Here is a 22954-nt window from a genome sequence, read left to right as displayed (position 1 = left end):
CCCTGCCCCGCGCATGTCATGAACAAATCATGAGTACAGCAAAACTATCAATCAATCTGGATGCCCTGGCAACCAACTGGCGCAACCTTGATGCCCTCAGCGCGGGCGAGACCGCCGCCGTGGTCAAAGCCAACGGCTATGGCTTGGATACTGGCCGTGTGGGCCAGGCCCTGGCCAAGGCCGGCGCCCGCAACTTCTTTGTTGCCGTCGCCGAAGAAGGCGTCGCATTGCGCCGCGCCCTTGGCCCTGATCTGGGGATCTCGGTGTTTTCCGGTCACATGGAGGGCGACGCCCGGCTGCTACAGGAATTCAACCTGACACCGATGCTCAATTCGGTCGACCAGATGCTGCGCCATTTTGAGACCCTGCCCGGCCACAGCTTTGGCGTGCAGCTCGACAGCGGTATGAACCGGCTGGGCATGGAGCCCGCCGAATGGGCCGCCCTACGCGAAATTGCTCTGGGTCAGGGCCCGGTTCTGGTGATGTCCCACCTGGCCTGCGCCGATGACCCCACCCACCCGATGAATGCGCTGCAGCTCAAGGTCTTTCGCGATATGACCGAAGGCGTAGAGGTGCCGCGCTCGCTGTCTGCAACCGGCGGCATCCTGCTTGGGCCAGACTATCACTTCGACCTGTGCCGTCCCGGCATTGGTCTTTATGGCGGCCGCCCCTACCGCGACGCGCTGCCGGTGGTCACGCTGGACCTGCCAGTGATCCAGATCCGCGATGTGCTGCCCGGCGAAAGTGTCGGCTATGGCAATGGCTGGATTGCCCGACGTCCCAGTCGCATCGCCACCGTTGCCGCCGGCTATGCCGACGGCCTGATCCGTGCCATGGGGGCGGGTATCAATGCCTACGCAGGCGAGAACGCCTGCCCGGTGGTTGGCCGGGTCTCGATGGATCTGATCACCATTGATGTCACTGAATTGACTGAAGACCCCGAATGGCTCAGCCTGATCACCCCGCATCAAACCATCGACCATCTGGCCGATGCGGCCGGAACCATTGGCTATGAGATCCTGACATCGCTGGGCCACCGCTTTGCGCGAAGCTATACCGGATGAGCCCAATTGCTTTTCTGGCCCACTTGGGCCGCGCGGTGCTGACCGCCCTCGCCGCCCTTGGCCGCCTGTCGCTGTTTGCATTCAGCACCCTCGCCCATATGCTGCGGCCGCCCTTCTACCCGCGTGAGTTCTTCTCGTCGTTGCTGAACATCGGCTGGCTGTCGCTGCCAGTGGTTGGCCTGACGGCCGTGTTCACCGGTGGTGCCCTGGCGCTGCAGATCTATTCCGGCGGCGCCCGCTTCAACGCTGAATCCGTGGTGCCGCAGATCGTCGCCATCGGCATCGTGCGCGAACTTGGCCCGGTGCTGGTCGGCCTGATGATCGCCGCCCGCGTCACCTCCTCCATCGCCGCTGAGATTGCCACCATGAAGGTGACCGAGCAGATCGACGCGCTGGTCACCCTGTCGACCCATCCGATGAAATACCTGGTCGCCCCCCGCGTCGCCGCCGCACTGATCACCGTGCCGCTGCTGGTCGCCGTGGGGGATATCATCGGCATTGCAGGCGGCTATGTGGTTGCCACCGAGAACCTCGGCTTCAACGCCGCCGCCTATATCAAGAACACCGTCGATTTCCTGGAACTCAACGACGTGGTCTCCAGCCTCGTCAAAGGCTGTGCCTTTGGCGGTATCGCCGCTACCATGGGCTGCTATTACGGCATGCAATCGGGCCGCGGTGCCCAGGGCGTCGGGGCGGCCACCAAATCTTCGGTCGAGGCGGCTGCAATCCTGATCCTCGCCGCCAACTTCGTGCTCACAGGGATGTTCTTCTCGCTATGATCCGCATGCAAAACGTCCACAAATCCTTTGGCGACAACCGCGTGCTGCGCGGCATCGACCTGCACATCGCCAAGGGCAGCTCGATGGTGATCATCGGTGGCTCCGGCACCGGCAAATCGGTGGCGCTGAAATCGGTGCTTGGCCTGATCAAACCGGACTCCGGCACCATTCTGGTTGATGGCAAGCCTTCCGACAGCGGCGACCGCGACGCCTTTCTCGCCCGTTTTGGCATGTTGTTCCAGGGCGGCGCGCTGTTTGACTCGCTGCCGGTCTGGCAAAACGTCGGCTTCCGGCTGCTGCGCGGCACCCTGAAACGCCCCGTGGACGAGGCCCGCGAGATCGCTATTGAGAAACTGCGCCGTGTGGGTCTGAAAGCGGATGTTGCCGACCTGCTGCCGGCTGAACTATCCGGTGGCATGCAAAAACGCGTCGGCCTGGCCCGCGCCATCGCTGCCGAGCCCGAGATCATCTTCTTTGATGAGCCCACCACTGGCCTTGACCCGATAATGTCCGGCGTCATCAACGACCTGATCCGCGAGATCGTGGTCGAAATGGGCGCCACCGCCATGACCATCACCCACGACATGTCCTCAGTCCGCGCCATCGCCGACAATGTCGCCATGCTGCACGACGGAGTGATCCAGTGGACTGGCCCAGTGGCGGATATGGATGCCTCAGGCGATCCCTATCTGGATCAGTTTATTCACGGCCGCGCTGAAGGGCCCATTGAAGCGGTGCGGTAATTACTATTTTTTTGGCGAGAGATTTATGAGTGCTGATCCTTTAAAAATCGAAGACCTTCGAGACGCATCTGACGAGTAGACGCTCCTAAACATCTTCTCGTTGCCTAAATACTCCCGCCGGAGGCATTCCGTCCAAGACCCGCGCCTGAATTTGCGGCGTGAAAATCGTCTGGGAAATGATCTGGCGGATCATTTCAGGTTTGAACCGGCGGAGCCAAGTCAGCCGCGGGCCGGGCCGCGAGGGGGCAAAGGCCGCCTGCTTCACCGCCTGCGACGCAGGTATTCCACCAGCACGCAGGATGGGGCTTCCCCACGCAGCTCGGTCTTGTTGGTGATCTGCCAATCGTCAACATTGAAGTCGGGAAAGAATGTATCGGCCCCGTCGATGTCCAAATCGACTTGGGTAATCAACAGACGGTCCGCCAGCGCCAGCATGTCGCGATAGATGCCAGCGCCACCAATCCCATAGATCCGCTGATAGCCCTGCGCCCGCGCCTCATCCACTGCGGCCTGCAACGAGGGGCATACAGTGTCAGCCGCATCCGGGTTCGACGACACCACCAGGTTCAACCTATTTTTCAACGGCTTGAACGGAAGACTGTCCCAGGTTCTGCGGCCCATGATGATGGCTCCGCCCAGAGTTTCCCGTTGAAACGCCTTGAGATCCTCGGGGGCGTGCCAGGGGATTGTATTGTCTTTGCCGATTGCCCTGTTGCGGGCACAGGCGACCATCAGTGAAATCATCTTACACCGCCACCGGGGCGCGGATTGCCGGATCCGGATTATAGTTCAACACTTCAAAATCCTCGTATTTGAAATCAAAGATCGAGTTGACCCGACGTTTAATTCTGATTTGCGGCAGCGGATGCGGCGTTCTGGACAGTTGCAGCTGCACCTGCTCCGTATGGTTGGCGTAGATATGCGCATCGCCAAGGGTGTGCACAAAATCTCCCGGCTCATATCCGGTGACATGCGCCAGCATCAGCAGCAGCAGCGCATAAGAGGCGATGTTGAACGGCACCCCCAGAAACATATCCGCCGAGCGTTGATACAGTTGCAGATGCATCTTGCCGTTCAGCACCCGCACCTGCCACAGCGTATGACAGGGCGGCAATGCCATTTGTGGCACATCCGCCGGGTTCCAGGCCGAGACGATCAATCGGCGGCTATCCGGGGATTTCTTTATGTTTTCAACAAGGTCCGCAATTTGATCAACAGATCCAGCCCGGTATAGCGGCTCATCTCCGGTGGTGCCCTCAACCAGGTCCAGCCGGGGGAACCGGCGCCACTGGTGGCCATAGACCGGCCCCAGATCGCCATTTTCATCGGCCCATTCGTTCCAGATCGACACGCCATTTTCCCTCAGATAGCCAATGTTGGTATCGCCGGACAGGAACCACAGCAGCTCGTGGATAATGGATTTCAAATGCAGCTTCTTGGTGCTCACCAATGGGAATCCATCCGCCAGCGCATAGCGCGTCTGCAGGCCGAAACTGGACAATGTGCCGGTTCCGGTTCGGTCCGGCGATGGCTCGCCATGTTGCAAAATCTGCCTCAACGCATCGTGGTATTGCTGCATGGCGTCGCCTTCATATGTGCTGATGTCCCTACCCCGGTCATAACCGCTGTGAACGCTGCCGCACAATAATATTCGTCCGCCCCTGCCCTTTCCCACTGGCACACACCGCTTACAGCAGTAAGCTGCGCCGGGAAACAACCCCGGAGACCATTATGTCGCTCACCTATTTACACACGATGATTCGCGTCAAAGATCTGGAAAAGACCATCGCTTTTTTCGATCTGCTCGGGCTCAAGGAAACCAAACGCCATGACAGCGAGGGGGGCCGGTTTTCACTGATCTTCCTGGCGCCTCCCGGCCAAGAGGACTGCCCGGTTGAGCTGACCTACAACTGGGATGGCGATGATGACCTGCCCAGTGACAGCCGCCATTTTGGCCATCTGGCCTATGGGGTGGATGACATCTACGCCACCTGCGCGCATCTTCAGGCCAATGGCGTCACCATCAACCGGCCGCCGCGCGATGGTCACATGGCCTTCGTGCGCTCGCCGGACAATATCTCGATTGAATTGTTGCAAAATGGCGACTCTCTCGCCCCGGCAGAACCCTGGGCCAGCATGGAAAACAGCGGCCACTGGTGAATCAAAGCGCCGGCCTAGATACAGAACCGCAGCGCGGTCCCCGACCTGTCGAGGAAACGCGCTGCGGTTTTAAACTCTGTTAATCTCTTTATCGGCCCACATCCGGTCGCTTCTGCAACCGTATATACCTGCGTATCCAACTTAGACTCAAGCGACGTACAAGCAGTGTGGTGGCGCGGTCAAAAATCGCTTTAACGCGACTTCGTTCTGCGGTTCATCCCGGCTGATGAAAAAGGCCGGACCGCCCTTTGGGAACTGATGCACCCAACGGATTGGTTTAGTAGATGTAACGGATCTGATCAGTCCAGTACCGCTCAACACGTTTCAGCGCAGTTGAGATGTCAGCGATACCCTCGATATCGATAACTCCCTTGCCTTCCAGACCTTCGGCATGACGCGAGAACAGTGACGACACAATATCGCGCACCTCGCGGCCGCGTGGTGTCAGGCGGACCCGCACTGAGCGACGATCAATTTCACAACGCTGATGGTGCATATAGCCCATCTCAACCAGCTTCTTCAGATTGTAGCTGACGTTGCTGCCCTGATAGTAGCCACGGCTTTTCAATTCGCCCGCGGTCACTTCGTTGTCGCCGATGTTAAACAGCAAAAGCGCTTGTACCGCGTTGATCTCCAACACGCCGACACGCTCAAACTCATCCTTGATTACATCCAACAGCAACCGGTGCAGGCGTTCAACCAGCGCCAGTGCTTCTAGATAACCAGACATGAACCCCTTTTGGTCCTGCTGGCCGATTGGCATTTCCATACTCATTCGCTTCTCCGACTCGAACTTCTAAGGCAGAGTGTGACGAATAATCACAAAGAATCAGTTAAACTGAATTTTCTTTATTTTTGAAATGTTTGCGATACATCTTTGATCAGTATTTTCAACGAATCCGGCGCCTCAACCTGACCCGTCACCCACTGGTACAGATCCTGATCGTTTTCATCCAGCATCTGATCATAGAGATCCAGCTGGGCCGCGTCCATCTGACCCAGATGGGTCTTCGCATAGGCGGTCAGGATGATATCCATTTCCTTGATGCCGCGACGCATCGATCGCATCTGCATCCGTTTCAGCCGATGCTCGTAGGTCTCGCTCATGCCTGACCACCGCGCTCCAGCAACAGGCGCAATTTCTTTTCCAGCCGTCCGGTGCGTTCGGCACTGCTGCGCATATCGTTGCGGATGTCGCGCAGTTCAGCCAGAATTTCCGAAAAGTCACCGGCCACGATGATCTCGTCAGCGGGCTGGCTCATGCCTTCGCCTTCGCCGGTGATCAACCAGGCCATCGACACATTCAGCACCCCGGCCATCATCGACAGCTTGTTGGCGCGCGGCTCGGACAGATCCTGTTCCCAGCCCAGCAATGTGGCTTTCTTGACCCCCAACCGGCGGGCCAGCTGGGCCTGGGTCATCGCAGCCACTTCGCGCGCACCGGCCACCCGGTCGCCAAAGGTCGCCGCATCCGGGCCGTACCAATCATATCCTAAATCAGTCATTTGAATTCTCCTGTACAGACTTATCCGTAAACACTTGAACGGCTTTTCGCTGCATCCTATGACAGTCTGGCGCAACATTCAAACAGAGGCCAATTATGCCGTTCATTTCCGACACACTCAGCCGCGTCAAACCTTCGCCAACCATTGCGATGACCGCCAAAGCAGCTGAGCTGAAAGCCGCCGGTCGCGATGTGATTGGCCTCAGCGCAGGTGAGCCGGATTTTGACACGCCGCAGAACATCAAAGACGCCGCCATTGCCGCCATTGCCGCGGGCAAGACCAAATACACCGCCCCCGATGGCATCCCCGAGCTGAAAAAGGCGATCTGCGCCAAGCTGAGCCGCGACAACGGGCTGGACTATTCCCCGGCGCAGATCTCGGTGGGCGCAGGCGGCAAGCAGACGCTGTATAATGCGCTGATGGCCACCCTGAACGCCGGCGACGAGGTGATCATCCCGACGCCTTATTGGGTCAGCTATCCCGACATGGTGCTGCTGGCTGGCGGCACCCCGGTGCTGGCTGAGACCACGCTGGAGGGGAATTTCAAACTGACCGCCGCCCAGCTTGAGGCCGCGATCACCCCAAAAACCAAATGGTTCATCTTCAACTCGCCCTCCAACCCCACCGGCGCCGGCTACAGCCGGGCCGAGCTGAAGGCGTTGACCGACGTGCTGCTGCGGCATCCGCATGTCTGGGTGATGAGCGACGACATGTATGAGCATCTGGCCTATGACGGCTTTGAATTCAGCACCCCGGCGCAGATCGAACCGGCGCTGTATCCGCGCACCCTGACCTGCAATGGCGTCTCCAAGGCCTATGCGATGACCGGCTGGCGCATCGGCTATGCGGCAGGCCCGGTGGCGCTGATCGCCGCCATGCGCAAGGTGCAGTCGCAGTCCACCTCGAACCCCTGCACCATCAGCCAATGGGCGGCGGTCGAGGCGCTGAACGGCACTCAGGATTTTCTGCCCGGCAACAACGCCACCTTTTTGCGCCGCCGCGATCTGGTGGTGTCGATGCTGTCGGCGATTGACGGGATCACCTGCCCCACCCCCGAAGGCGCCTTTTACGTCTACCCCTCGATCAAAGCGCTGATCGGCAAGACCACCCCAAAGGGCACCGTGATCAACGACGATCAGGCCTTTGCCAACGCGCTGCTGGACGAGGCGGATGTCGCCGTGGTGTTTGGCGCCGCCTTTGGTCTTTCACCCAACTTCCGAGTCAGCTACGCTACCTCGGACGCGGCTTTGATTGAGGCCTGCAGGCGGATCCAGACCTTCTGCGCAGCCCTTACCTAAAAGGACACAGCATGAGCGCTGACTTACCGGACTATTACTTCCGGGTGCGGGATAACGGCGCCTTTGTTTACCGTATCGACACTGAAAACCGGCAGCGCCGCATTGAAATGGACCAGATCGCCGTTGTGAACATCCGCAACGGCGAGGTCAAACCACATGGCGGCCGCAGCCTGTCGGACCGTGACAAGGCCGAGATCAGGAGCTGGATGATCACCCGCAAAGCCCTGCTGGCCACCCGCGACATCGACGACATCCACCGCGCCATTGACTACCTGAACACCACCGCCCATTGGGCCCAGTCCAAGGCCGCCCCGGATCAACTAGAGATGATCACCGACGACCTGCTGCTCGCCATGCACGACCTGCGCACCGTACTGGTGCGCAAAAAAGCCGACCGGCTGATGAAAGGGCAAGGCTAGGGCGGGACCACTGACGGACCTGTGCCCACCCGTCACGTTCGGCAGCTTACCGAGCCGTGACTGCAAGGAGCTAAGAAGCCTGCCTGTTTTCAAGGAAATGGTAAGCCTCAATAATAGTTGAGGTCAGCCCATCAAAAAAGCCCGGCGCACTGATATCGACAAGGCCTGCGGGTGCCTGCAATTCATCGTCGCTGATGTCTTCGGCTGGGTTCACAGCAAAAAGGGCGCTTGGGGATTTAAGTAGTTCCCGATAACTCGCGCCTTTGCCATGCTTCAGCACGTTGATCACGAGATAATATTGATGGATCCTATCGGCCAGGGCCGTTTTCCCAGACGCCAACAGCAGTGACTTCAATTTGCGGGAAAACGGGCCCCGTCGAAAGTGGTGCTGCATCCGCGCTTCGAACACAGAGTAGATATCGACCGCGGCCAATTCAAGCGCAACAGTTGCAGCGCGAAGGTCTTCGACTTGGGCGTCGGACCCGTTCTGCCCATCGGTAAGTTGTAAGATTTCTGAAATGCGATCTTCAAACGCCTTTGCATTGGCCCGCGCCGCCGCAACCAGTTCAAGTAAGTTCTGTGGATCGCCCATCGTTCATTCTCCATAACGTGCCACTTCCCTTAAGCTATACGGCTAGGAATGATAGTGGCGGGATGGAATATTCTGTGCCGGGACTTCGGAATTTGAGGTCAGGCCGGGTCTTGGTGTTGGGGCGCTTGGATTGGGTGGTCGATGTCCAAGCTGGGGTTGAATGCAGACCTGCGCCCCGAAATCGGATAGGTCGAACGGCCTGCAAAACGGCCTGCAAGGGATTTCCCTCTAAGGCTCATAATCCAGCAGTTCAAAGTCTTTTTTGTACAGTTCCAAGATCAATCGCCGCTCTTCCACAGACATGGTCTCTTTGTCGAACTCTCTATTCAATGAAGTATTTTCAAAAGCGAGCAACGGTAATGAAGCGACGGGAATCCCCACTAATTCAGCAATCCTCTTAATGCCCTCATCCAATTCTTCCTGCCTAATGAGCAAGTCGTAAGACATAATTCCAATCGCAAGATAGTCCGTTTGCGGTTGAAAATGCCCATCCCAGCCCAATCCGTGGCGCTGTAGCCCTTTTAGGAAATCAACGAATATTATCCGTTTAGCGACTTCCTTGGCATGATACCGCGAGTCATCCCAAACCTTGGGGCCCTTTAACGACTTAATGAGGCCTGTCCAGACATAGGTGCCAAGCTGGAATTTTCGTGCGTAACGCTGCACCTTGCTCTTGTAGCTCGAAATCGACCTTGAATAAGGATTCCGCATCACCGCAACCCATTTATAAGAAGGGTGTTGTTTGGCAAATTCACAGAGCAAATGACTCGGAATATTGCGGCTGACAAACCCGTTTCCTTGTAGCAATTTGCGTTCATGACGGGCAAATTTTCGAGCATTTCGCTCGCCGATATCTACCCCTGACAACGACATGGCAAATTTAAGCAAAGTTGTGGAGGCCACCTTTGGTGACAATACAATGCACAAATTGTATTTCTCCACGACAACAACCATTGGCATAGAATCGCTCCTTCAAGCAGTAATGTCCCTGGCAGCAGAAGCCTTCAGTTCCTTGTCGCGATAACAAATAGGCGAGGGCATTGAAGATGGTGTCGAGCCGTTGAAACGCTAGATCAACAGGATTTGGGCCGAGGGTCAAATTGATAGAATAATATTTTTCTCTTGGAATGTTCTTTGCGACCCGCCTTCTGCGCCAAATGTGCACGGTGCCGCATTGCCCACTGCGACGTCACATTTGGCGCGAGCCCGCCTCCTCGCCAACCCGGCCAATCACCACTCCCCAGAACCGCAGCATCAGCAGGACCGATGCACAGCTGAGCCCCAGCACCAGCCCCATCCAGACCCCAACACCGCCATAGCCAAACACAAATCCCAGCAGATAGGAGCCCGACATGCCGACCCCCCAGTAGCTGAACACCCCGATCACCATGGGCACCGTGGTGTCCTGCACCCCGCGCAGCAGCCCCAGCGCGATGGCCTGCACCCCGTCCACCAGCTGAAACAGCGCCGCCATCGCCATCAAGCCAACGCCAATCGCCAGAATTTCCGGTTTCTGCGGGTCGCTGCCATCCATAAAGGCCGACATCAGCGCCTCCGGCATGGCCAGGAAAAACACCGTTGCGATCACCGACATCACCAGCGACATCACCGTCACCACTTTGCCGCCGCGCGCCATGTGGTCGCGGTCCCGCCGCCCATAGGCATTGCCAGACCGGATCGTCGCCGCATTGCTTAGCCCCAGATGCACCATGAAGGTCAGCCCGGCCAGCGACACCGCAATGCCATGCGCCGCCAGTGCCACCGTGCCCAGCCAGCCCATCATCACCGCCGAGGCGGCAAACAGGCTCACTTCGCTCAACGTCGTCAAACCAATTGGCACCCCCAGCCGGAAAACCTTTCGCAGCATCTCCCAATCGGGGCGCTGAAAGTTTTTCAGCAACTCATGCTCGGGCAGCACCTTCAGCGCGTAAATGATGATCGCCACAAAGGACACCACCTGGGTGCTGAACGAGGCAATCGCCGCGCCGCGCACCCCCAGCTCAGGCGCCCCCCAATTGCCGAAAATCAGCGCATAATTCACCGCCGCATTCATCACCGCGGCGCCCAAAGTCACCCAGAGCACAATCTGAGTGCGCTCCAGTGCCGCCAGATAGGATTTGAGCACCATCACCAGCAGCGCCGGGAAAATGCCCCAGCCCGCCACCCGCAGGTAACCCGCCGCCATCTGTGAAATCACCGGCTCTTGGCCCAGCATATCCAGAATGGGACCGGCATAGAGCAACAGTGGCATCACCATCACGCAATAGGCCAGCGACAACCACAGCCCCATGCGGGTACAGCGGCGGATTTGCCGGTCCTCACCAGCGCCCGCCGCCGCCGCCACCATCGGCATCACCGCAAAGCCAAAGCCGGCGCCAAACAAAAACAGCACAAAGAAATAGGTCGAGGCCAGCGTCACCGCCGCCAGCGCCTCAACCCCGTACCAGCCCAGCATCACCGTGTCGGTCAGACCAATGGCAAACTGCGCCACATGACCTCCGATCAGCGGCAAGCCCAGCACGGCAATGGCAGCGACATGACCGCCTCGGGTCATTGGAGATTTGGAGTGCGATGTATTCTTCATCCCCAAGCCTTAGCCACAGCCAGTCCTTGAGGGCAAGGTAATCCGTTCCCCCTTGGGTTGGGCATTTCTGTGCTAGGCTGGCGCGATACAGATTCGGAGCTTGTTTTCATGACCGATTCCTTTGCCCAGCGCGTCCCCGCAGCCAGAGTTTTTCTGAAAGAACCCACCCGCAACAGCGGCGTTGCCGATCTGATGCCACGGCTGATGTTGCACGGCTTCCCCAAATACAGCGGCGCCTGGCCGGCACCCGCGCCGCCTCTGCCCTGCATCAACCTGCAGCAGGCTGCACCCCAGAGCTGCCGCCAATACCACATCGAAATCGCTCAGCTCATTGCCGACTGGGCTGGCGAACAGGACATCACGTCATGATCACTGTGCACCACCTCAACCGCTCCCGCTCCCACCGTATCTTATGGCTGCTCGAAGAGCTGGAGCTGGATTACCAGGTGATCCGCTACGACCGCGACGCCAAGACCAACCTTGCCCCGCCAAAGTTGCGCAAGCTGCACCCGCTGGGCAAATCTCCGGTGGTGGAAATGGACGGCGAGACAGTGATCGAATCGGCTGCCATCGTCGAGCTGATCTGCAGCCACCACGCGCCGCAAATGATCCCGCTGCGCAGCACCCCGGCGTTCATTCGCCATATAGAACTGATACATTTTGCCGAAGGCTCCGCCATGACGCCAATCCTGCTCAACCTCTATGTGGGCATGCTGGGCGAGGCCGGCACCCCGCTGCACTCCCGGATCCAACACCAATTGACCAGCCACTTCGCCTATATGAACAGCCAGCTGCGCGCCTCGGGACATTTTGTTCTCGACCAGCTCTCCGCCGCCGATATCCTGCTCAGCTTCCCGGCCGAGATCGCCATTCGGATGGGCCGCGGCGACGAGTATCCGGCGCTGGCCGGTTTTGTCGAAGCCCTGCAGAACCGCGCCGCCTACCAGCGCGCCTTTGTCCGCGGCGGCGGCGCCTGACCCCCGGCTTCATCTGGCCATAAATATCCTGGGGGTCTGGGGGCAAAGCCCCCAGCGATCACAACCAAAAATCATCCCACCGCGGCCAGTGCCGCCACCGCCGCAAGGGCAGCCCGGATATCCGCGTCCCGGCTGCGATGATTGGTCATGGCGGCGCGCAGCATCACCACCCCCTGCACCCGGGTGGTAGAGAACACCGCCTCGCCCCGCTCCTGCAGAGACTGGGCAATCTCACTGTTCAACAATGACTGCGCCTGCGGCGTCAGATCAGCCCGCGCCGTGAACACACAGACATTCGACACCACCGGCGCCGCCAGACCCATCTCGGGGCGTGCCTCGACTTCCTGCGCCATCAGTGCTGCCAGTCGGCAATTGTCGCTGATCGCCGCCGCCAAAGCCGCCTCACCGTACATTTCCAACGCGGTCCAGATCTTCAGCGCCCGATTGCCGCGTGACAGATCAATACCATAGTCACAAAACCAGGGATCGCCCCCCGCCAGCCCGCGTTCCGCCGCCTCCAGATAAGCGGGCCGCGCCGCAAAAGCCGCCCGGTGCGCGGCCTCATCGGCAATCAGCACCAGGCCGCAGTCATAGCCCACATACATCCATTTGTGAAAATCCAAGGCGATACTGTCAGCCCGGCCAATACCATCGCTCAAGCCCCGCCAGGGCTGCTCGGCAATCCGCGTCCAGGCGCCAAAGGCGCCGTCCACATGCAGCCACAGATCCTCGTCAGCCGCCACATCGGCCAATCCATTCAGGTCATCATAGGCGCCCAGATCCACCGATCCCGCCATCCCGACCAGCAGAAAGGGCAGCCCCCCTGCCGCCCGGTCCCGGGCAATCTGCGCCCGCAGCGCGCCCAAATCGATCTGCCCCTCGACCAAAGGCAGTAGCCGCAGATTGTCCGACCCGATCCCCAACAGCTCCAGCGCCTTGCTGGTGGCATTGTGAATGCCCTCGCCCGCATAGGCGATCAGCCGCGCCGTCCCCTGGCCGGTCTTGCGCAGCTGCGGCAATACCCGCAGCCGCGCCGCCTGAAAGGCAATCACCGTCGCCTGCGAGGTCCCCGCCACCAGCACCCCACTGCTGCCCTCGGGCATCCCCATCTTTTCACGGGTCCAGTCGATCACCGCGCGCTCCATATAATTGGCGCCGTGATCACGACCGCCGGTATTGGCATTGATCACCGCCCCCGCCATGCCGGCAATCAGATCCGAAGCCAGCCCGCTGCCCTGCACCCAGCCCCAGAATCTCGGGTGAATATTACCCCCGTGATAGGGCAGCACCTCCTCGGTTATCCGCCCCACCATCTCGCCAGCGTCGCAACCCTCAGCTCGCACCGTATAGCCCTCTTTCACCGCCTCGGGCACCGCCTGCCAGGGCCGCTCGGCCACCTGCTGCAACTGATCAATAGAGGCCTCCAGCATCCGCCGCGCCTCACTGCGGAAATCCTCCCAGTCAACCGGGTCCAATCCGCAACTCTTCATGCTGTTCTCTGTCATATCAGTCATCCTCTGCCGCACCTGGCATGGATGTTCTACTCTGCGGCCATTTCAGGTACAGCCAAATTGCTCATCCGATAAGGCCAAGCCCCACAGCACCCGGCGCGATCTCTGCGGCAGCACCGCAGTTATCCACAACACTTAGCCTCCCCCTTTCCCCACACCGCCACACCTGCCATACTGTGACCAACCACCCTCACCAAAGAGCAGCCCCCCACATGGCCAATGATCTCCTGTCCGACACCGAAACGGAAACCTATGACGCGTCCTCGATCGAGGTTCTGGAGGGGCTGGAACCGGTCCGCCAGCGTCCGGGCATGTATATCGGCGGCACGGATGAACGGGCGCTGCACCATCTGGTGGCCGAAATCCTCGACAACTCGATGGACGAGGCGGTGGCCGGCCATGCCAACCGCATCGAGGTCACCCTGAATGCCGACTACTCGGTCACCATCACCGACAACGGCCGCGGCATCCCCATTGACCCGCATCCCAAATTCCCCGGTAAATCGGCGCTTGAGGTGATCCTCTGCACCCTGCACTCGGGCGGCAAGTTCTCCGGCAAGGCCTACCAGACCTCGGGCGGCTTGCACGGGGTTGGCTCCTCGGTGGTGAACGCGCTCTCCGATAGCCTGGTGGTGCAGGTGGCCAAGAACAAAGAACTGTTCGAACAACGCTTCTCGCGCGGCATCCCGCAGGGCCCGGTGGAAAAGATCGGCGCCGCCCCCAACCGGCGCGGCACCTCTGTCACCTTCCACGCGGATGAGCAGATCTTTGGCCATCACCGCTTCAAACCCAAACGCATGATCTCTTTGGTGCGCTCCAAGGCCTATCTGTATTCCGGCGTCGAAATCCGCTGGAAAACCGCCATCGACGACGGCGAGACCCCAACCAGCGCCATCTTCCACTTCCCCGGCGGGCTTAAGGATTACCTTAGCGAAGTGCTGGGCAAATCCTCGGTCTATGCCGAGGCCCCCTTTGCCGGCAAGGTCGAGTTCCGCGAGAAATTCGGCGAGGTCGGCTATGTGGAATGGGCGATCAACTGGACCCCATCGCGCGATGGTTTCACCCAGTCCTACTGTAACACCGTGCCCACCCCCGAAGGTGGCACCCATGTCACCGGCTTCTGGTCCGCCATCCTCAAGGGCATCAAGGCCTACGGCGAGCTGATCAGCAACAAAAAGGCCGCCCAGATCAACCGCGACGACCTGATGGCGGGGGGCTGCGCGCTGGTGTCGTGCTTTATCGCCGACCCGGCCTTCGTCGGCCAGACCAAGGACCGGCTGTCCTCGGAACATGCGTCCAAGATGGTAGAGAACTCGGTCCGCGACCACTTTGACAACTGGCTGGCCAATGACACCAAATCGGCCGGCGCCATCCTTGATTTCCTGGTGCTGCGGGCCGAGGAACGCCTGCGCCGCCGCCAGGAAAAAGAGACCCAGCGCAAAACGGCCACCAAGAAGCTGCGGCTGCCCGGCAAGTTGACCGACTGCACCGCCAAAAACCGCGCCGGCACCGAATTGTTCATCGTCGAGGGCGACAGCGCGGGCGGCTCCGGCAAGGGGGCGCGCAACCGGGTCAATCAGGCGCTGCTGCCGCTGAAGGGCAAGATCCTCAACGTGCTGGGGGCGGCGTCGAACAAGATCGGCACCAACGCCGAAATTCGGGATTTGTGCGAGGCGCTGGGGGTCGGCACCGGCAGCAAGTTCAACCTCGACGATCTGCGTTATGACAAGATCATCATCATGACCGATGCGGATGTTGACGGCGCCCATATCGCGGCGCTGCTGATGACCTTCTTCTTCACCCAGATGCGACCCATGATCGACGCCGGCCACCTCTATCTGGCCTGCCCACCGCTGTTCCGCCTCACCCAGGGGGCGCGCCGGGTCTATTGCCTGGACGAGGCGGAGCGGGATGAGTGGATGGCCAAGGGTCTGGGCGGCAAGGGTAAAATCGACGTATCCCGGTTCAAGGGTCTCGGCGAGATGGACGCCAAGGACCTCAAGGTCACCACCATGGACCCCAAAACCCGCAAACTGATCCGCATCACGATTGATGAGGATGAGCCGGGAGAGACCGAAGATCTGGTCGAGCGCCTAATGGGCAAAAAACCCGAACTGCGATTCCAGTATATTCAAGAGAATGCGCGGTTTGTGGAGGAGTTGGATGTTTGAGTAAGACAATTTCAGCTAGTGAGAATTTAATTCAATTTTTCGAAATGGCGTGGGTAGATGTTTTTGTAGCATTTCTCACACCGCTGACGATCGCTTTGGTAGGGTATGTTCTGAACCGCCGCCTAAAGAGTATAGATCATGCTCAATGGCAGAACAGGAAGATCGTAGAAAAACGGCTCGATTTATATGATAAAATTGCTCCCAATCTAAATGCTATATTCTGCTTCTTCGTTTGGATCGGGTACTGGAAAGATGTGTCACCCAAATATCTGATCGAAAAGAAACGCGAACTGGACAAAGTCGTAAATATCTACAGACATTTGCTCAGTGAAGATTTCTACACAACTTACAACAGCTTCATTCATCTTGCATTTCAAACTTACTCCGGTGCAGGAAAAGACGCACTAATCAGGAGCCACATTTCCTGCGGTGACGGAGACAGAAAAGAACACACGAATTACGAGTGGAACGACGAGTTCGAACAGCTATTCGACACCTCATCCATCCCTCAAAAAAATGAAATTGAAGCTGCGTATCAAGCCGTGATGGAAGAACTTCGATCCTGCATTGGAATCTCTTAACTCGAGCGAAAACTCAGTCTGCGTTTCTCCAACTTGCCACCACCGCACACCAAAAGGCCCGCGCCTGACCTTGGGGAGGGCGCATATGCGCCTTCCCCGGGGGGAAGGTCAGGCGCGGGCCGTGCGGCTATGCCTTACGTCCCAAGGGGGCAATACCGCCAACACCGCTCTTTGATTTGCACTGTTGGTTGCATAGGGCTCCGCCCGTCCACACCTCAAACAGTGCCCCACACTGTTTGTCCCTTCGGGAGCCGGTGTGGACTCCAAAAATACCGCCAGACGTGGGGCGGGCCACGGCGCCCCCGGCGCCCCCGGCGCCAAAAGCCGCAAAACACCAACCGCCCGCCCCGCCCGCTCAATCCAATACAGTTCAATACGGTGCAATCCTGCAATAGCCACCATTTCTCGTTGCCAAAATACTCCCGCCGGAGGCATCCAACCTCACCAACCACCCAGCCCTCAGCGGCTCAATCCCAGCCGTTGCAGCCCAGCCCCCCCACCGTACGCCCTGCTTGGCCGTCCTTAACCCGAGGCTGCGATACCTCAGCCGTCGCGACACATATGGCCAGGACTGACACCCCGGGCCACAGGACCAAGGGCTCCCTTAAAACCGGAGCGTGACTGACAGCTTTCAAGACGCGGGCGCCATGCCCGTCCGCTTCCGCATGGGCGGCGCCGTCCTTTTTACATCCCAGTCTCACTAAGGACCCTCCAGACAGAACCACCTTATCCCCCGGGGCAGCGCCCTGCCGGGGCCTTTTGACCTGCACAAATTCGCCGCCCGCCGAAGCCATTTCCCTGTTCACCCTGCCCAAGCCCGGCTACCCTGAGCAGATGTTCATGCGTGCTATTGTGATCCTGCTGCTCATCGCCGCCTGCGGCCGTCCGCTGACCGAAGCGGAGCGGGGCTTTGCCAGTCAAATTCAGGGAGACTCCCTGAACCTGGACCGTATCCGACTGGTCCACGGCGCTCCGGTTGCCTCGGTCACCTTCCACCGCCTGCCCCGCCCCCGGCTGTCCTGCCGCGAGCGTATCCTGCCACCGGTCAAGGCCGAAATCGTCACCGCCTCACCAGCCGCTGTCGCCCTGTTCAACCATATTTTCTTCGCCAAGGACTGGTATTTGCCGGACTTTATGCCTGCCTACCCGGATCAGATCTTCCTGATCGACTCCATGCTGCTGGCGCATGAGCTGACCCATGCCTGGCAATGGCAGAACCGCGCGGTCACCGGCTATCACCCCCTGCGCGCCGCCGCCGAGCACGGCACCCGCACCGATCCCTATCTGTTTGATCTGGCCGCCGAGGCGGATTTTCTCAGCTATGGATATGAACAGCAGGGGTCGATCATCGAGGAATACGTCTGCTGCCGTGCTCTGGCCCCCAAAGCAGCGCGCACCCGCCGTCTGCACCAGATGATCAGCGGCGCAATGCCGGTGTCAGAGCTGCCGCAAAGCCGCGAGGCTGATGTCTATCTGCCCTGGAAAGATGTTCAGCTCGGCGGCATTTGCGATTAGGCTGCGGTGCCGGTTCATGGCGACAAACGCCGCTGCGTCCGATCTTGCACATCCGCCGACATTGCCGCAGACAGATATCCAGAACCAATGTGGAGAGCCGAAATGACCAATTACGCCCTGATCATGCTTGCCGCCGGTATCGGCATTCCGGTGCTGGCCGCGATGAACGCCGGGCTGGGGCAATTGATCGGCTCGCCGATGGCTGCGGGGGTGGTGCTGTTTGCCGTCGCCTTTTCCGCCGCCGTTCTGGTCTATATCCTGATCGGCCCCCGCAGCCTGTCCCTAGTCACAAGCGCCCCCAGACATCTGCTGCTGGCGGGTCTTCTGGTCGCCTTTTACGTGTTATCGATCACCCATGTGGCGCCGCATTTCGGCATTGGCAACGCGGTGTTCTTTGTGCTGCTGGGCCAATTGTTCAGCGCCGCCGCCATTGATCATTTTGGCCTGTTCGGCGCCCAGATCAGCCCGCTGACCCTGACCCGCGCCGCCGGGGTTTCGGTGATGGCCCTGGGGGTTTGGATTACCCAGATGGCCTGACAATCTAGGCTGGCGGTCGCGGTCTAAAGCCGGGGCTTTGCCCCTCTTGTCCTGCGGACAATTCACCCCAGGATATTTAGAGCCAGATGAACAAGGGTCCAGATAAACAAGGGCTCTATCTGGTGGTCAAACAGTCACCAACACTCCGTTTTCAAGCCTGACCATCCGGTCCATCCGCGCCGCCAGCTCCATGTTGTGAGTGGCAATCAGCGCAGACATGCCAGTGCCTGCGACCAGCTCCATCAGGGCGCCAAACACCTGATCCGAGGTGCCGGGGTCCAGGTTGCCGGTGGGTTCATCCGCCAACAGGACACGCGGCTGATTGGCCAGTGCGCGGCAAAAGGCCACCCGCTGCTGCTCGCCTCCCGACAGTGCGGCCGGGCGGTGATGGCCACGGTCCTGCAATCCAACCCGGGCCAGCAAATCCTGCGCCCGCGCCGTGGCGGCGCGCTGCGATATACCGTTGGCCAGCTGCGGCAGGGTGATGTTTTCCACGGCGGTGAATTCGGGCAGCAGGTGGTGAAACTGATAGATAAATCCCACATCCTGACGACGGGTAGCGGTGCGGCTGCGGTCGCTTTTGCCGGTCAGCTCAGCCCCGCCAAGCCGCACCGTGCCCGCGTTCGGCGTATCCAGCAGGCCGGCGATATGCAGCAGCGTTGATTTGCCGGCACCCGAGGGCGCCACCAGCGCCACCACTTCGCCCGATTTCAATTGCAGATCCGCGCCGCGCAGCACATCCACCTGTCCCGGCTTGCCCCGGTTATAGGATTTCACGATGCCGGTCAGTTCCAACATAAGATCACTCATATCGCAGCGCCTCGACCGGGTTCATCCGCGCCGCACGCCGCGCTGGAAACAGGGTGATCAGCCAGCTGAGCGCCAGGCTGAGAGCCGCAGCCGAGCCCACATCGCCAAAGGTCACCACGGCGGAGGGAAAGAAAAACCCACTGGCCTCGAGATCGCGCACGCCGCTGCCGGTGATCCAGTCAACCAGCCCGTAGACCACGTCAATATTGGCGGCAAATCCCACCCCCAGCAGCACCCCTACAAAGGTGCCCGCAGTCCCCACCGAGGCGCCACACAGAAAGAACACCCGCAGGATTGATCCTTGGCTCAGCCCCATGGTGCGCAGGATGCCGATGTCGCGGCCCTTGTTCTTGACCAGCATGATCAGCCCCGAAACGATGTTGAGCGCCGCGATCAGCACCAGGATCGACAGCACGATGAAGATGGCGTTGTCCTGCATTTTCAGCGCCTTGATCATACCGCCTGCCCGGTCCTGCCAGGTGGTCACATAGGCGCGATCACCGCTTGAGCGCATCAAGGGAAGCACCATCTGACCCACCTGCTCAGGGTCCCTGAGGCGCAGATCCAGCTGATCAACAGCACCCTCGCGGTTAAAGAAGCTCTGCGCCTCAGCCAGCGGCAGGTACAGCCGGCTTTGATCGACAAACCCCTGCCCCGAGGAGAACACATAGACCACCTCATAGGCCGAGACCCGCGGCGAGGTTCCCATTGGCGTCTTGACCCCGTCGGGCGAGATCAGCTTGATCCGGTCGCCAATCGTGACCCCCAACTGGCGCGCCATCATTGCCCCGATGGCAACGCCCTCGTTGAACCGGGACAGATCACCCATAGCGTTTGGGGATGCCGCGATCTTTGGGTAGGTCTGCAAATCCATAAGGGTGATGCCAAACACGTCCACCGGCAGGTTGCGGCCGCGATAGCTGCCCATCACCTGGCCGCGCACCAGTGGCGACACCAGGGTCACAGAGGGCAATGCGCCGATCTTCTCCACCAGCTCTGGGTAGTTGCGGATCAGGTGATCCTGCGGAACCTCGCCACTAAAATCACGCCTATAGTGGATCTCGGCATGGGCATTGGTGCCCAGCATGGTCTGAATGAGATCCGCGCGCAGCCCCTCGCGGACGGCCAACGTCGCCACCAGCGCAAACACCGCCAGCGAGATGCCGGTCAGGCTGATCCAGGTCATTGCCGACACGCCGCCCTCGGCCCGCCGGGCGCGCAGGTATCGCCAGGCGATCATCCACTCAAATCGTGCAAACGGCGGGGGAGTACTGGCCATTATGGTTCCTGCTCATAGGTTTGCGTCAAATTGGGGTGTTGCAGTGCCGGGGTCAAGCCAAGGGTTTGTTATGCGCGGCATTCCTCCAGCCCAACGGGCAGGCCTGCGACAATCGGCAGCCACAATTTTACGCAGATATTGCATGGCTTTGCCCCTCCGTTATCATCTCTCAATGGCTTTCCTTCCATCGTCCCGCGCCATAGATTACTCGACAGAGTGAATTGGTCTGGATGGAGTGTTCGGTGAAGCAAGAGCAAAAGAGGCTTACTCGACGTGCCATTGAATCTCTCCTGTCTGAAAATGCTTTCAAAGGGGTCGACATAGTCGGACAGGATCTCTCAGGCCTGGATTTCTCTGATTGTTCCTTTGAAGACTGCAACTTTATAGATTGCGGCCTTAAAGGTATTTCATACGAGGGCGCCAGCTTCAGATCATGTCGGGCCTTGAACGCCGATTTCAGTTACAGCGATTTCACCGAGGCTCGGTTTTACAATTGCAACTTATCTCTGACCAACTGGAGAGGGTCTTATGTGTCGGGTGTATTGTTTGAAGATTGCAAACTGACCGGGGCAAATTTCGACGAGGCCAGGTCGCTTGGTATCCGGTTTTCCAAATCTATTCTGGCCAACGCCTTCCTTAGAAAAATGAATTTTCGAAAATCTGAGCTGGTAGAGATTGACTTCACGGGGGCTGATTTGGCCGGTTGCGATTTTCGCGATGCGGTGCTGGACCGGTGCCGTATGAGCGATGCACATCTGTCGACCTCGCGCTTTGCTGGAGCAGACCTGAGAACAGCAGACCTTGGGGAGTTGAGCTTTTCAAGCGTTGCAAACTTTAAGGGCGCGATCATCTCCAAGGACCAGGCCACTGAATTGCTAAAGGGTCTTGGCCTGCGCGTTTTCTAGCGCCCGTAAGCGCAGATTATGCAACGCACAAAAAAGGGCAGATCCTGCGACCTGCCCTTCTCTAAATCTATGAGGTCAAACCTCAGAACCCGCGGCTGGTCATATGTGGTGCGTAGATCTCCACGACCTTTTTAACCGCCTCTTCCGGGCTCATCTCGACGCTTTCGCCGGTGCGGCGCGAGGTCAGCTCGACCACGCCGTTTTTCAGACCACGTGGGCCTACGGTGATGCGCCAGGGCAGACCAATCAGATCCATGGTGGCGAATTTGCCGCCAGCGCGTTCCTTGCGGTCGTCATACAGCGGCTCAAGCCCGGCAGCGGTCAGCGCCGCATAGAGCTGGTTACAGGCGGCATCGGCCTCGTCGTCACCCTGCTTCAGGTTGACGATACCACAATGGAACGGGGTGACGCCTTCGGGCCAGATGATACCCTTGTCGTCGTGGCTGGCCTCAATGATGGCGCCCAGCAGGCGCGACACACCAATACCGTGTGACCCCATATGAACCGGAGTGGGCTTACCGTCCTGGTTCTGTACCTTGGCGCCCAGCGCTTCGGAATATTTGGTGCCAAAGTAGAAGATCTGGCCAACCTCGATGCCACGCGCCGTGCGGCGGCGTTCTTGCGGCACTTCGTTGAACAGCGCCTCGTCGTGGGTCTCGTCAGTGCGGGCGTATTTGGTGGTGAACTCTTCCAGCACACCCTGACACTGCTCGACGCTGTCATAGTCGATCTCACGATCACCAAAGCTCAGGTCGGTGACGTCGCTGTCATAGAACACCTCGGATTCGCCAGTGTCAGCCAGCACCAGGAATTCATGGGTATAATCGCCGCCAATCGGACCACCGTCAGCGCGCATCGGGATTGCCTGCAGACCCATGCGTTCATAGCTGCGCAGGTAGCTGACCAGATGACGGTTATAGGCGTGCAGCGCGTCCTCTTTGGTGAGGTCAAAGTTATAGCCGTCCTTCATCAGGAATTCACGGCCCCGCATGACGCCAAAACGCGGACGCACTTCGTCGCGGAACTTCCACTGGATATGGTAGAGGGTCAGCGGCAGGTCTTTGTAGCTGTTGACGTGGCTGCGGAAAATATCGGTGACCAGCTCTTCGTTGGTGGGACCATAAAGCATATCACGGCCATGACGGTCACTGATCCGCAGCATCTCTTTGCCGTAGTCATCATAGCGACCGGATTCCTTCCACAGATCAGCCGATTGTATTGTCGGCATCAGCATCGGGATGTGACCGGCACGCATCTGCTCGTCATGCACAATGGTTTCGATCTTCTTCAGAACCTTGAACCCCATCGGCAACCAGGAATAGATCCCGGCCGAGGATTGCTTGATCATCCCGGCACGCAGCATCAGCCGGTGGCTGACAATCTGCGCCTCGGCAGGGTTTTCTTTCAGAACAGGCAGGAAATAGCGGGTCAGGCGCATGTTGGTCTCATTCGCAAAAAAGGGTTCCACAGGGGTCTAAGCCATCACCGCGCCGCAAGCAATCGGGCTTTGCCCGTTGCCGCAAT

The 22954-nt window shown here is 59.2% G+C and carries 25 protein-coding genes and 1 pseudogene; 14 read left to right on the top strand and 12 right to left on the bottom strand.

Features of this window, described 5'->3' with window-relative positions; all coding sequences use genetic code 11:
- The first annotated feature begins 29 nt into the window (after positions 1-29).
- Genes alr through QPJ95_RS15540 form a run of 3 tightly spaced genes read left to right on the top strand, consistent with a single transcriptional unit; the run spans position 30 to position 2586 of the window.
- The gene (alr, locus tag QPJ95_RS15550; RefSeq protein WP_270917032.1) at positions 30-1064 is read left to right on the top strand and encodes an alanine racemase; all 1035 of its coding nucleotides are present in this window, start codon (positions 30-32) and stop codon (positions 1062-1064) included.
- Entirely contained in the window at positions 1061-1843 is a 783-nt protein-coding gene (locus QPJ95_RS15545) for an MlaE family ABC transporter permease (protein WP_270917031.1), read from the top strand. The genes alr and QPJ95_RS15545 overlap by 4 nt, the downstream gene beginning before the upstream one ends.
- Entirely contained in the window at positions 1840-2586 is a 747-nt protein-coding gene (locus tag QPJ95_RS15540; RefSeq protein WP_270917030.1) for an ABC transporter ATP-binding protein, read from the top strand. The genes QPJ95_RS15545 and QPJ95_RS15540 overlap by 4 nt, the downstream gene beginning before the upstream one ends.
- Positions 2587-2847: 261 nt before the next feature.
- Here the strand turns inward: QPJ95_RS15540 and QPJ95_RS15535 are convergent, their stop codons facing one another.
- Positions 2848-3330: a dihydrofolate reductase gene (locus QPJ95_RS15535; RefSeq protein ID WP_270917029.1), complete on the bottom strand. Its 483-nt coding sequence runs from the start codon at positions 3328-3330 to the stop codon at positions 2848-2850.
- A gap of 1 nt (position 3331) precedes the next feature.
- Positions 3332-4165 (bottom strand): thymidylate synthase, encoded by an 834-nt coding sequence (locus QPJ95_RS15530; RefSeq protein WP_270917028.1) that lies wholly within the window; start codon positions 4163-4165, stop codon positions 3332-3334.
- A gap of 152 nt (positions 4166-4317) precedes the next feature.
- On the opposite strand from QPJ95_RS15530, the gene QPJ95_RS15525 reads away from it, so the two are divergent.
- Positions 4318-4746 (top strand): VOC family protein, encoded by a 429-nt coding sequence (locus QPJ95_RS15525; protein ID WP_270917027.1) that lies wholly within the window; start codon positions 4318-4320, stop codon positions 4744-4746.
- A gap of 277 nt (positions 4747-5023) precedes the next feature.
- Here QPJ95_RS15525 and QPJ95_RS15520 read toward each other — a convergent pair whose 3' ends face one another.
- The 3 genes from QPJ95_RS15520 to QPJ95_RS15510 form a co-directional block, all read right to left on the bottom strand.
- On the bottom strand, positions 5024-5521 hold the full coding sequence (locus QPJ95_RS15520; RefSeq protein WP_206188329.1) for a MarR family winged helix-turn-helix transcriptional regulator: 498 nt from the start codon (positions 5519-5521) through the stop codon (positions 5024-5026).
- A 74-nt stretch (positions 5522-5595) separates the two neighbouring features.
- Positions 5596-5853, bottom strand: a complete 258-nt coding sequence (locus QPJ95_RS15515; RefSeq protein ID WP_270917026.1) for a succinate dehydrogenase assembly factor 2 — start codon at positions 5851-5853, stop codon at positions 5596-5598.
- The gene (locus tag QPJ95_RS15510) at positions 5850-6251 is read right to left on the bottom strand and encodes a helix-turn-helix domain-containing protein (protein ID WP_270917025.1); all 402 of its coding nucleotides are present in this window, start codon (positions 6249-6251) and stop codon (positions 5850-5852) included. The genes QPJ95_RS15515 and QPJ95_RS15510 overlap by 4 nt, the downstream gene beginning before the upstream one ends.
- Positions 6252-6346: 95 nt before the next feature.
- Between QPJ95_RS15510 and QPJ95_RS15505 the strand changes: the two genes are divergently transcribed.
- Together QPJ95_RS15505 and QPJ95_RS15500 are read left to right on the top strand one after the other, a co-directional pair.
- Entirely contained in the window at positions 6347-7549 is a 1203-nt protein-coding gene (locus QPJ95_RS15505; protein ID WP_270917024.1) for a pyridoxal phosphate-dependent aminotransferase, read from the top strand.
- Between the two features lie 11 nt (positions 7550-7560).
- On the top strand, positions 7561-7968 hold the full coding sequence (locus QPJ95_RS15500; RefSeq protein WP_270917023.1) for a hypothetical protein: 408 nt from the start codon (positions 7561-7563) through the stop codon (positions 7966-7968).
- Between the two features lie 70 nt (positions 7969-8038).
- On the opposite strand, the gene QPJ95_RS15495 is transcribed toward QPJ95_RS15500, so the two are convergent.
- From QPJ95_RS15495 to QPJ95_RS15485, 3 genes are all read right to left on the bottom strand, one after another.
- Entirely contained in the window at positions 8039-8560 is a 522-nt protein-coding gene (locus QPJ95_RS15495) for a hypothetical protein (protein WP_270917022.1), read from the bottom strand.
- Between the two features lie 228 nt (positions 8561-8788).
- A complete protein-coding gene (locus tag QPJ95_RS15490) occupies positions 8789-9520 on the bottom strand; it encodes a sulfotransferase family 2 domain-containing protein (protein WP_270917021.1) in 732 nt (243 codons plus the stop codon).
- Positions 9521-9749: 229 nt separating this feature from the next.
- Positions 9750-11144, bottom strand: a complete 1395-nt coding sequence (locus QPJ95_RS15485; protein ID WP_270917020.1) for an MATE family efflux transporter — start codon at positions 11142-11144, stop codon at positions 9750-9752.
- 108 nt (positions 11145-11252) lie between these two features.
- Between QPJ95_RS15485 and QPJ95_RS15480 the strand changes: the two genes are divergently transcribed.
- Together QPJ95_RS15480 and QPJ95_RS15475 are read left to right on the top strand one after the other, a co-directional pair.
- Entirely contained in the window at positions 11253-11513 is a 261-nt protein-coding gene (locus QPJ95_RS15480) for a hypothetical protein (RefSeq protein ID WP_270917019.1), read from the top strand.
- The gene (locus tag QPJ95_RS15475) at positions 11510-12121 is read left to right on the top strand and encodes a glutathione S-transferase family protein (RefSeq protein WP_270917018.1); all 612 of its coding nucleotides are present in this window, start codon (positions 11510-11512) and stop codon (positions 12119-12121) included. Before QPJ95_RS15480 ends, QPJ95_RS15475 begins: the two co-directional genes overlap by 4 nt.
- 71 nt (positions 12122-12192) lie before the next feature.
- Here the strand turns inward: QPJ95_RS15475 and QPJ95_RS15470 are convergent, their stop codons facing one another.
- A complete protein-coding gene (locus QPJ95_RS15470) occupies positions 12193-13611 on the bottom strand; it encodes a pyridoxal phosphate-dependent decarboxylase family protein (protein WP_390923825.1) in 1419 nt (472 codons plus the stop codon).
- Positions 13612-13844: 233 nt separating this feature from the next.
- On the opposite strand from QPJ95_RS15470, the gene parE reads away from it, so the two are divergent.
- The 4 genes from parE (at position 13845) to QPJ95_RS15450 (ending at position 18436) form a co-directional block, all read left to right on the top strand.
- Complete coding sequence (gene parE, locus QPJ95_RS15465; RefSeq protein WP_270917016.1) at positions 13845-15803, top strand: DNA topoisomerase IV subunit B; 1959 nt, start codon at positions 13845-13847, stop codon at positions 15801-15803.
- On the top strand, positions 15800-16384 hold the full coding sequence (locus QPJ95_RS15460) for a hypothetical protein (protein WP_270917015.1): 585 nt from the start codon (positions 15800-15802) through the stop codon (positions 16382-16384). Before parE ends, QPJ95_RS15460 begins: the two co-directional genes overlap by 4 nt.
- An 834-nt stretch (positions 16385-17218) precedes the next feature.
- A complete protein-coding gene (locus QPJ95_RS15455) occupies positions 17219-17899 on the top strand; it encodes a hypothetical protein (protein WP_270917212.1) in 681 nt (226 codons plus the stop codon).
- A 102-nt stretch (positions 17900-18001) separates the two neighbouring features.
- Positions 18002-18436, top strand: coding sequence for a DMT family transporter (locus tag QPJ95_RS15450; protein WP_270917014.1), 435 nt, complete (start codon positions 18002-18004; stop codon positions 18434-18436).
- 126 nt (positions 18437-18562) lie between these two features.
- Here QPJ95_RS15450 and QPJ95_RS15445 read toward each other — a convergent pair whose 3' ends face one another.
- The gene (locus QPJ95_RS15445) at positions 18563-19246 is read right to left on the bottom strand and encodes an ABC transporter ATP-binding protein (protein ID WP_270917013.1); all 684 of its coding nucleotides are present in this window, start codon (positions 19244-19246) and stop codon (positions 18563-18565) included.
- Positions 19239-20525 (bottom strand): ABC transporter permease, encoded by a 1287-nt coding sequence (locus QPJ95_RS15440; RefSeq protein WP_270917012.1) that lies wholly within the window; start codon positions 20523-20525, stop codon positions 19239-19241. Before QPJ95_RS15440 ends, QPJ95_RS15445 begins: the two co-directional genes overlap by 8 nt.
- A gap of 230 nt (positions 20526-20755) precedes the next feature.
- Here QPJ95_RS15440 and QPJ95_RS24470 point away from each other — a divergent pair.
- A pseudogene (locus QPJ95_RS24470) lies at positions 20756-20878 on the top strand (hypothetical protein); the annotation flags it as partial.
- A gap of 90 nt (positions 20879-20968) precedes the next feature.
- Positions 20969-21430, top strand: coding sequence for a pentapeptide repeat-containing protein (locus tag QPJ95_RS15435; protein ID WP_449301438.1), 462 nt, complete (start codon positions 20969-20971; stop codon positions 21428-21430).
- Between the two features lie 82 nt (positions 21431-21512).
- Here the strand turns inward: QPJ95_RS15435 and proS are convergent, their stop codons facing one another.
- Positions 21513-22868, bottom strand: a complete 1356-nt coding sequence (proS, locus tag QPJ95_RS15430; RefSeq protein ID WP_270917010.1) for a proline--tRNA ligase — start codon at positions 22866-22868, stop codon at positions 21513-21515.
- Between the last annotated feature and the right edge of the window lie 86 nt (positions 22869-22954).

This window comes from Parasedimentitalea psychrophila (genome assembly GCF_030285785.1).
GTDB classification, from domain to species: Bacteria; Pseudomonadota; Alphaproteobacteria; order Rhodobacterales; family Rhodobacteraceae; genus Parasedimentitalea; species Parasedimentitalea psychrophila.
This window is presented reverse-complemented; position numbering and strand designations above follow the sequence as displayed.

What these genes read in the sequence shown, in the direction of transcription:
- alr (WP_270917032.1), top strand. Translation starts at nt 30, where the DNA reads ATGAGTACAGCAAAACTATCAATCAATCTGGATGCCCTGGCAACCAAC.
- QPJ95_RS15545 (WP_270917031.1), top strand. Translation starts at nt 1,061, where the DNA reads ATGAGCCCAATTGCTTTTCTGGCCCACTTGGGCCGCGCGGTGCTGACC.
- QPJ95_RS15540 (WP_270917030.1), top strand. Translation starts at nt 1,840, where the DNA reads ATGATCCGCATGCAAAACGTCCACAAATCCTTTGGCGACAACCGCGTG.
- QPJ95_RS15535 (WP_270917029.1), bottom strand. Translation starts at nt 3,330, where the DNA reads ATGATTTCACTGATGGTCGCCTGTGCCCGCAACAGGGCAATCGGCAAA.
- QPJ95_RS15530 (WP_270917028.1), bottom strand. Translation starts at nt 4,165, where the DNA reads ATGCAGCAATACCACGATGCGTTGAGGCAGATTTTGCAACATGGCGAG.
- QPJ95_RS15525 (WP_270917027.1), top strand. Translation starts at nt 4,318, where the DNA reads ATGTCGCTCACCTATTTACACACGATGATTCGCGTCAAAGATCTGGAA.
- QPJ95_RS15520 (WP_206188329.1), bottom strand. Translation starts at nt 5,521, where the DNA reads ATGAGTATGGAAATGCCAATCGGCCAGCAGGACCAAAAGGGGTTCATG.
- QPJ95_RS15515 (WP_270917026.1), bottom strand. Translation starts at nt 5,853, where the DNA reads ATGAGCGAGACCTACGAGCATCGGCTGAAACGGATGCAGATGCGATCG.
- QPJ95_RS15510 (WP_270917025.1), bottom strand. Translation starts at nt 6,251, where the DNA reads ATGACTGATTTAGGATATGATTGGTACGGCCCGGATGCGGCGACCTTT.
- QPJ95_RS15505 (WP_270917024.1), top strand. Translation starts at nt 6,347, where the DNA reads ATGCCGTTCATTTCCGACACACTCAGCCGCGTCAAACCTTCGCCAACC.
- QPJ95_RS15500 (WP_270917023.1), top strand. Translation starts at nt 7,561, where the DNA reads ATGAGCGCTGACTTACCGGACTATTACTTCCGGGTGCGGGATAACGGC.
- QPJ95_RS15495 (WP_270917022.1), bottom strand. Translation starts at nt 8,560, where the DNA reads ATGGGCGATCCACAGAACTTACTTGAACTGGTTGCGGCGGCGCGGGCC.
- QPJ95_RS15490 (WP_270917021.1), bottom strand. Translation starts at nt 9,520, where the DNA reads ATGCCAATGGTTGTTGTCGTGGAGAAATACAATTTGTGCATTGTATTG.
- QPJ95_RS15485 (WP_270917020.1), bottom strand. Translation starts at nt 11,144, where the DNA reads ATGAAGAATACATCGCACTCCAAATCTCCAATGACCCGAGGCGGTCAT.
- QPJ95_RS15480 (WP_270917019.1), top strand. Translation starts at nt 11,253, where the DNA reads ATGACCGATTCCTTTGCCCAGCGCGTCCCCGCAGCCAGAGTTTTTCTG.
- QPJ95_RS15475 (WP_270917018.1), top strand. Translation starts at nt 11,510, where the DNA reads ATGATCACTGTGCACCACCTCAACCGCTCCCGCTCCCACCGTATCTTA.
- QPJ95_RS15470 (WP_390923825.1), bottom strand. Translation starts at nt 13,611, where the DNA reads ATGAAGAGTTGCGGATTGGACCCGGTTGACTGGGAGGATTTCCGCAGT.
- parE (WP_270917016.1), top strand. Translation starts at nt 13,845, where the DNA reads ATGGCCAATGATCTCCTGTCCGACACCGAAACGGAAACCTATGACGCG.
- QPJ95_RS15455 (WP_270917212.1), top strand. Translation starts at nt 17,219, where the DNA reads ATGTTCATGCGTGCTATTGTGATCCTGCTGCTCATCGCCGCCTGCGGC.
- QPJ95_RS15450 (WP_270917014.1), top strand. Translation starts at nt 18,002, where the DNA reads ATGACCAATTACGCCCTGATCATGCTTGCCGCCGGTATCGGCATTCCG.
- QPJ95_RS15445 (WP_270917013.1), bottom strand. Translation starts at nt 19,246, where the DNA reads ATGAGTGATCTTATGTTGGAACTGACCGGCATCGTGAAATCCTATAAC.
- QPJ95_RS15440 (WP_270917012.1), bottom strand. Translation starts at nt 20,525, where the DNA reads ATGGCCAGTACTCCCCCGCCGTTTGCACGATTTGAGTGGATGATCGCC.
- proS (WP_270917010.1), bottom strand. Translation starts at nt 22,868, where the DNA reads ATGCGCCTGACCCGCTATTTCCTGCCTGTTCTGAAAGAAAACCCTGCC.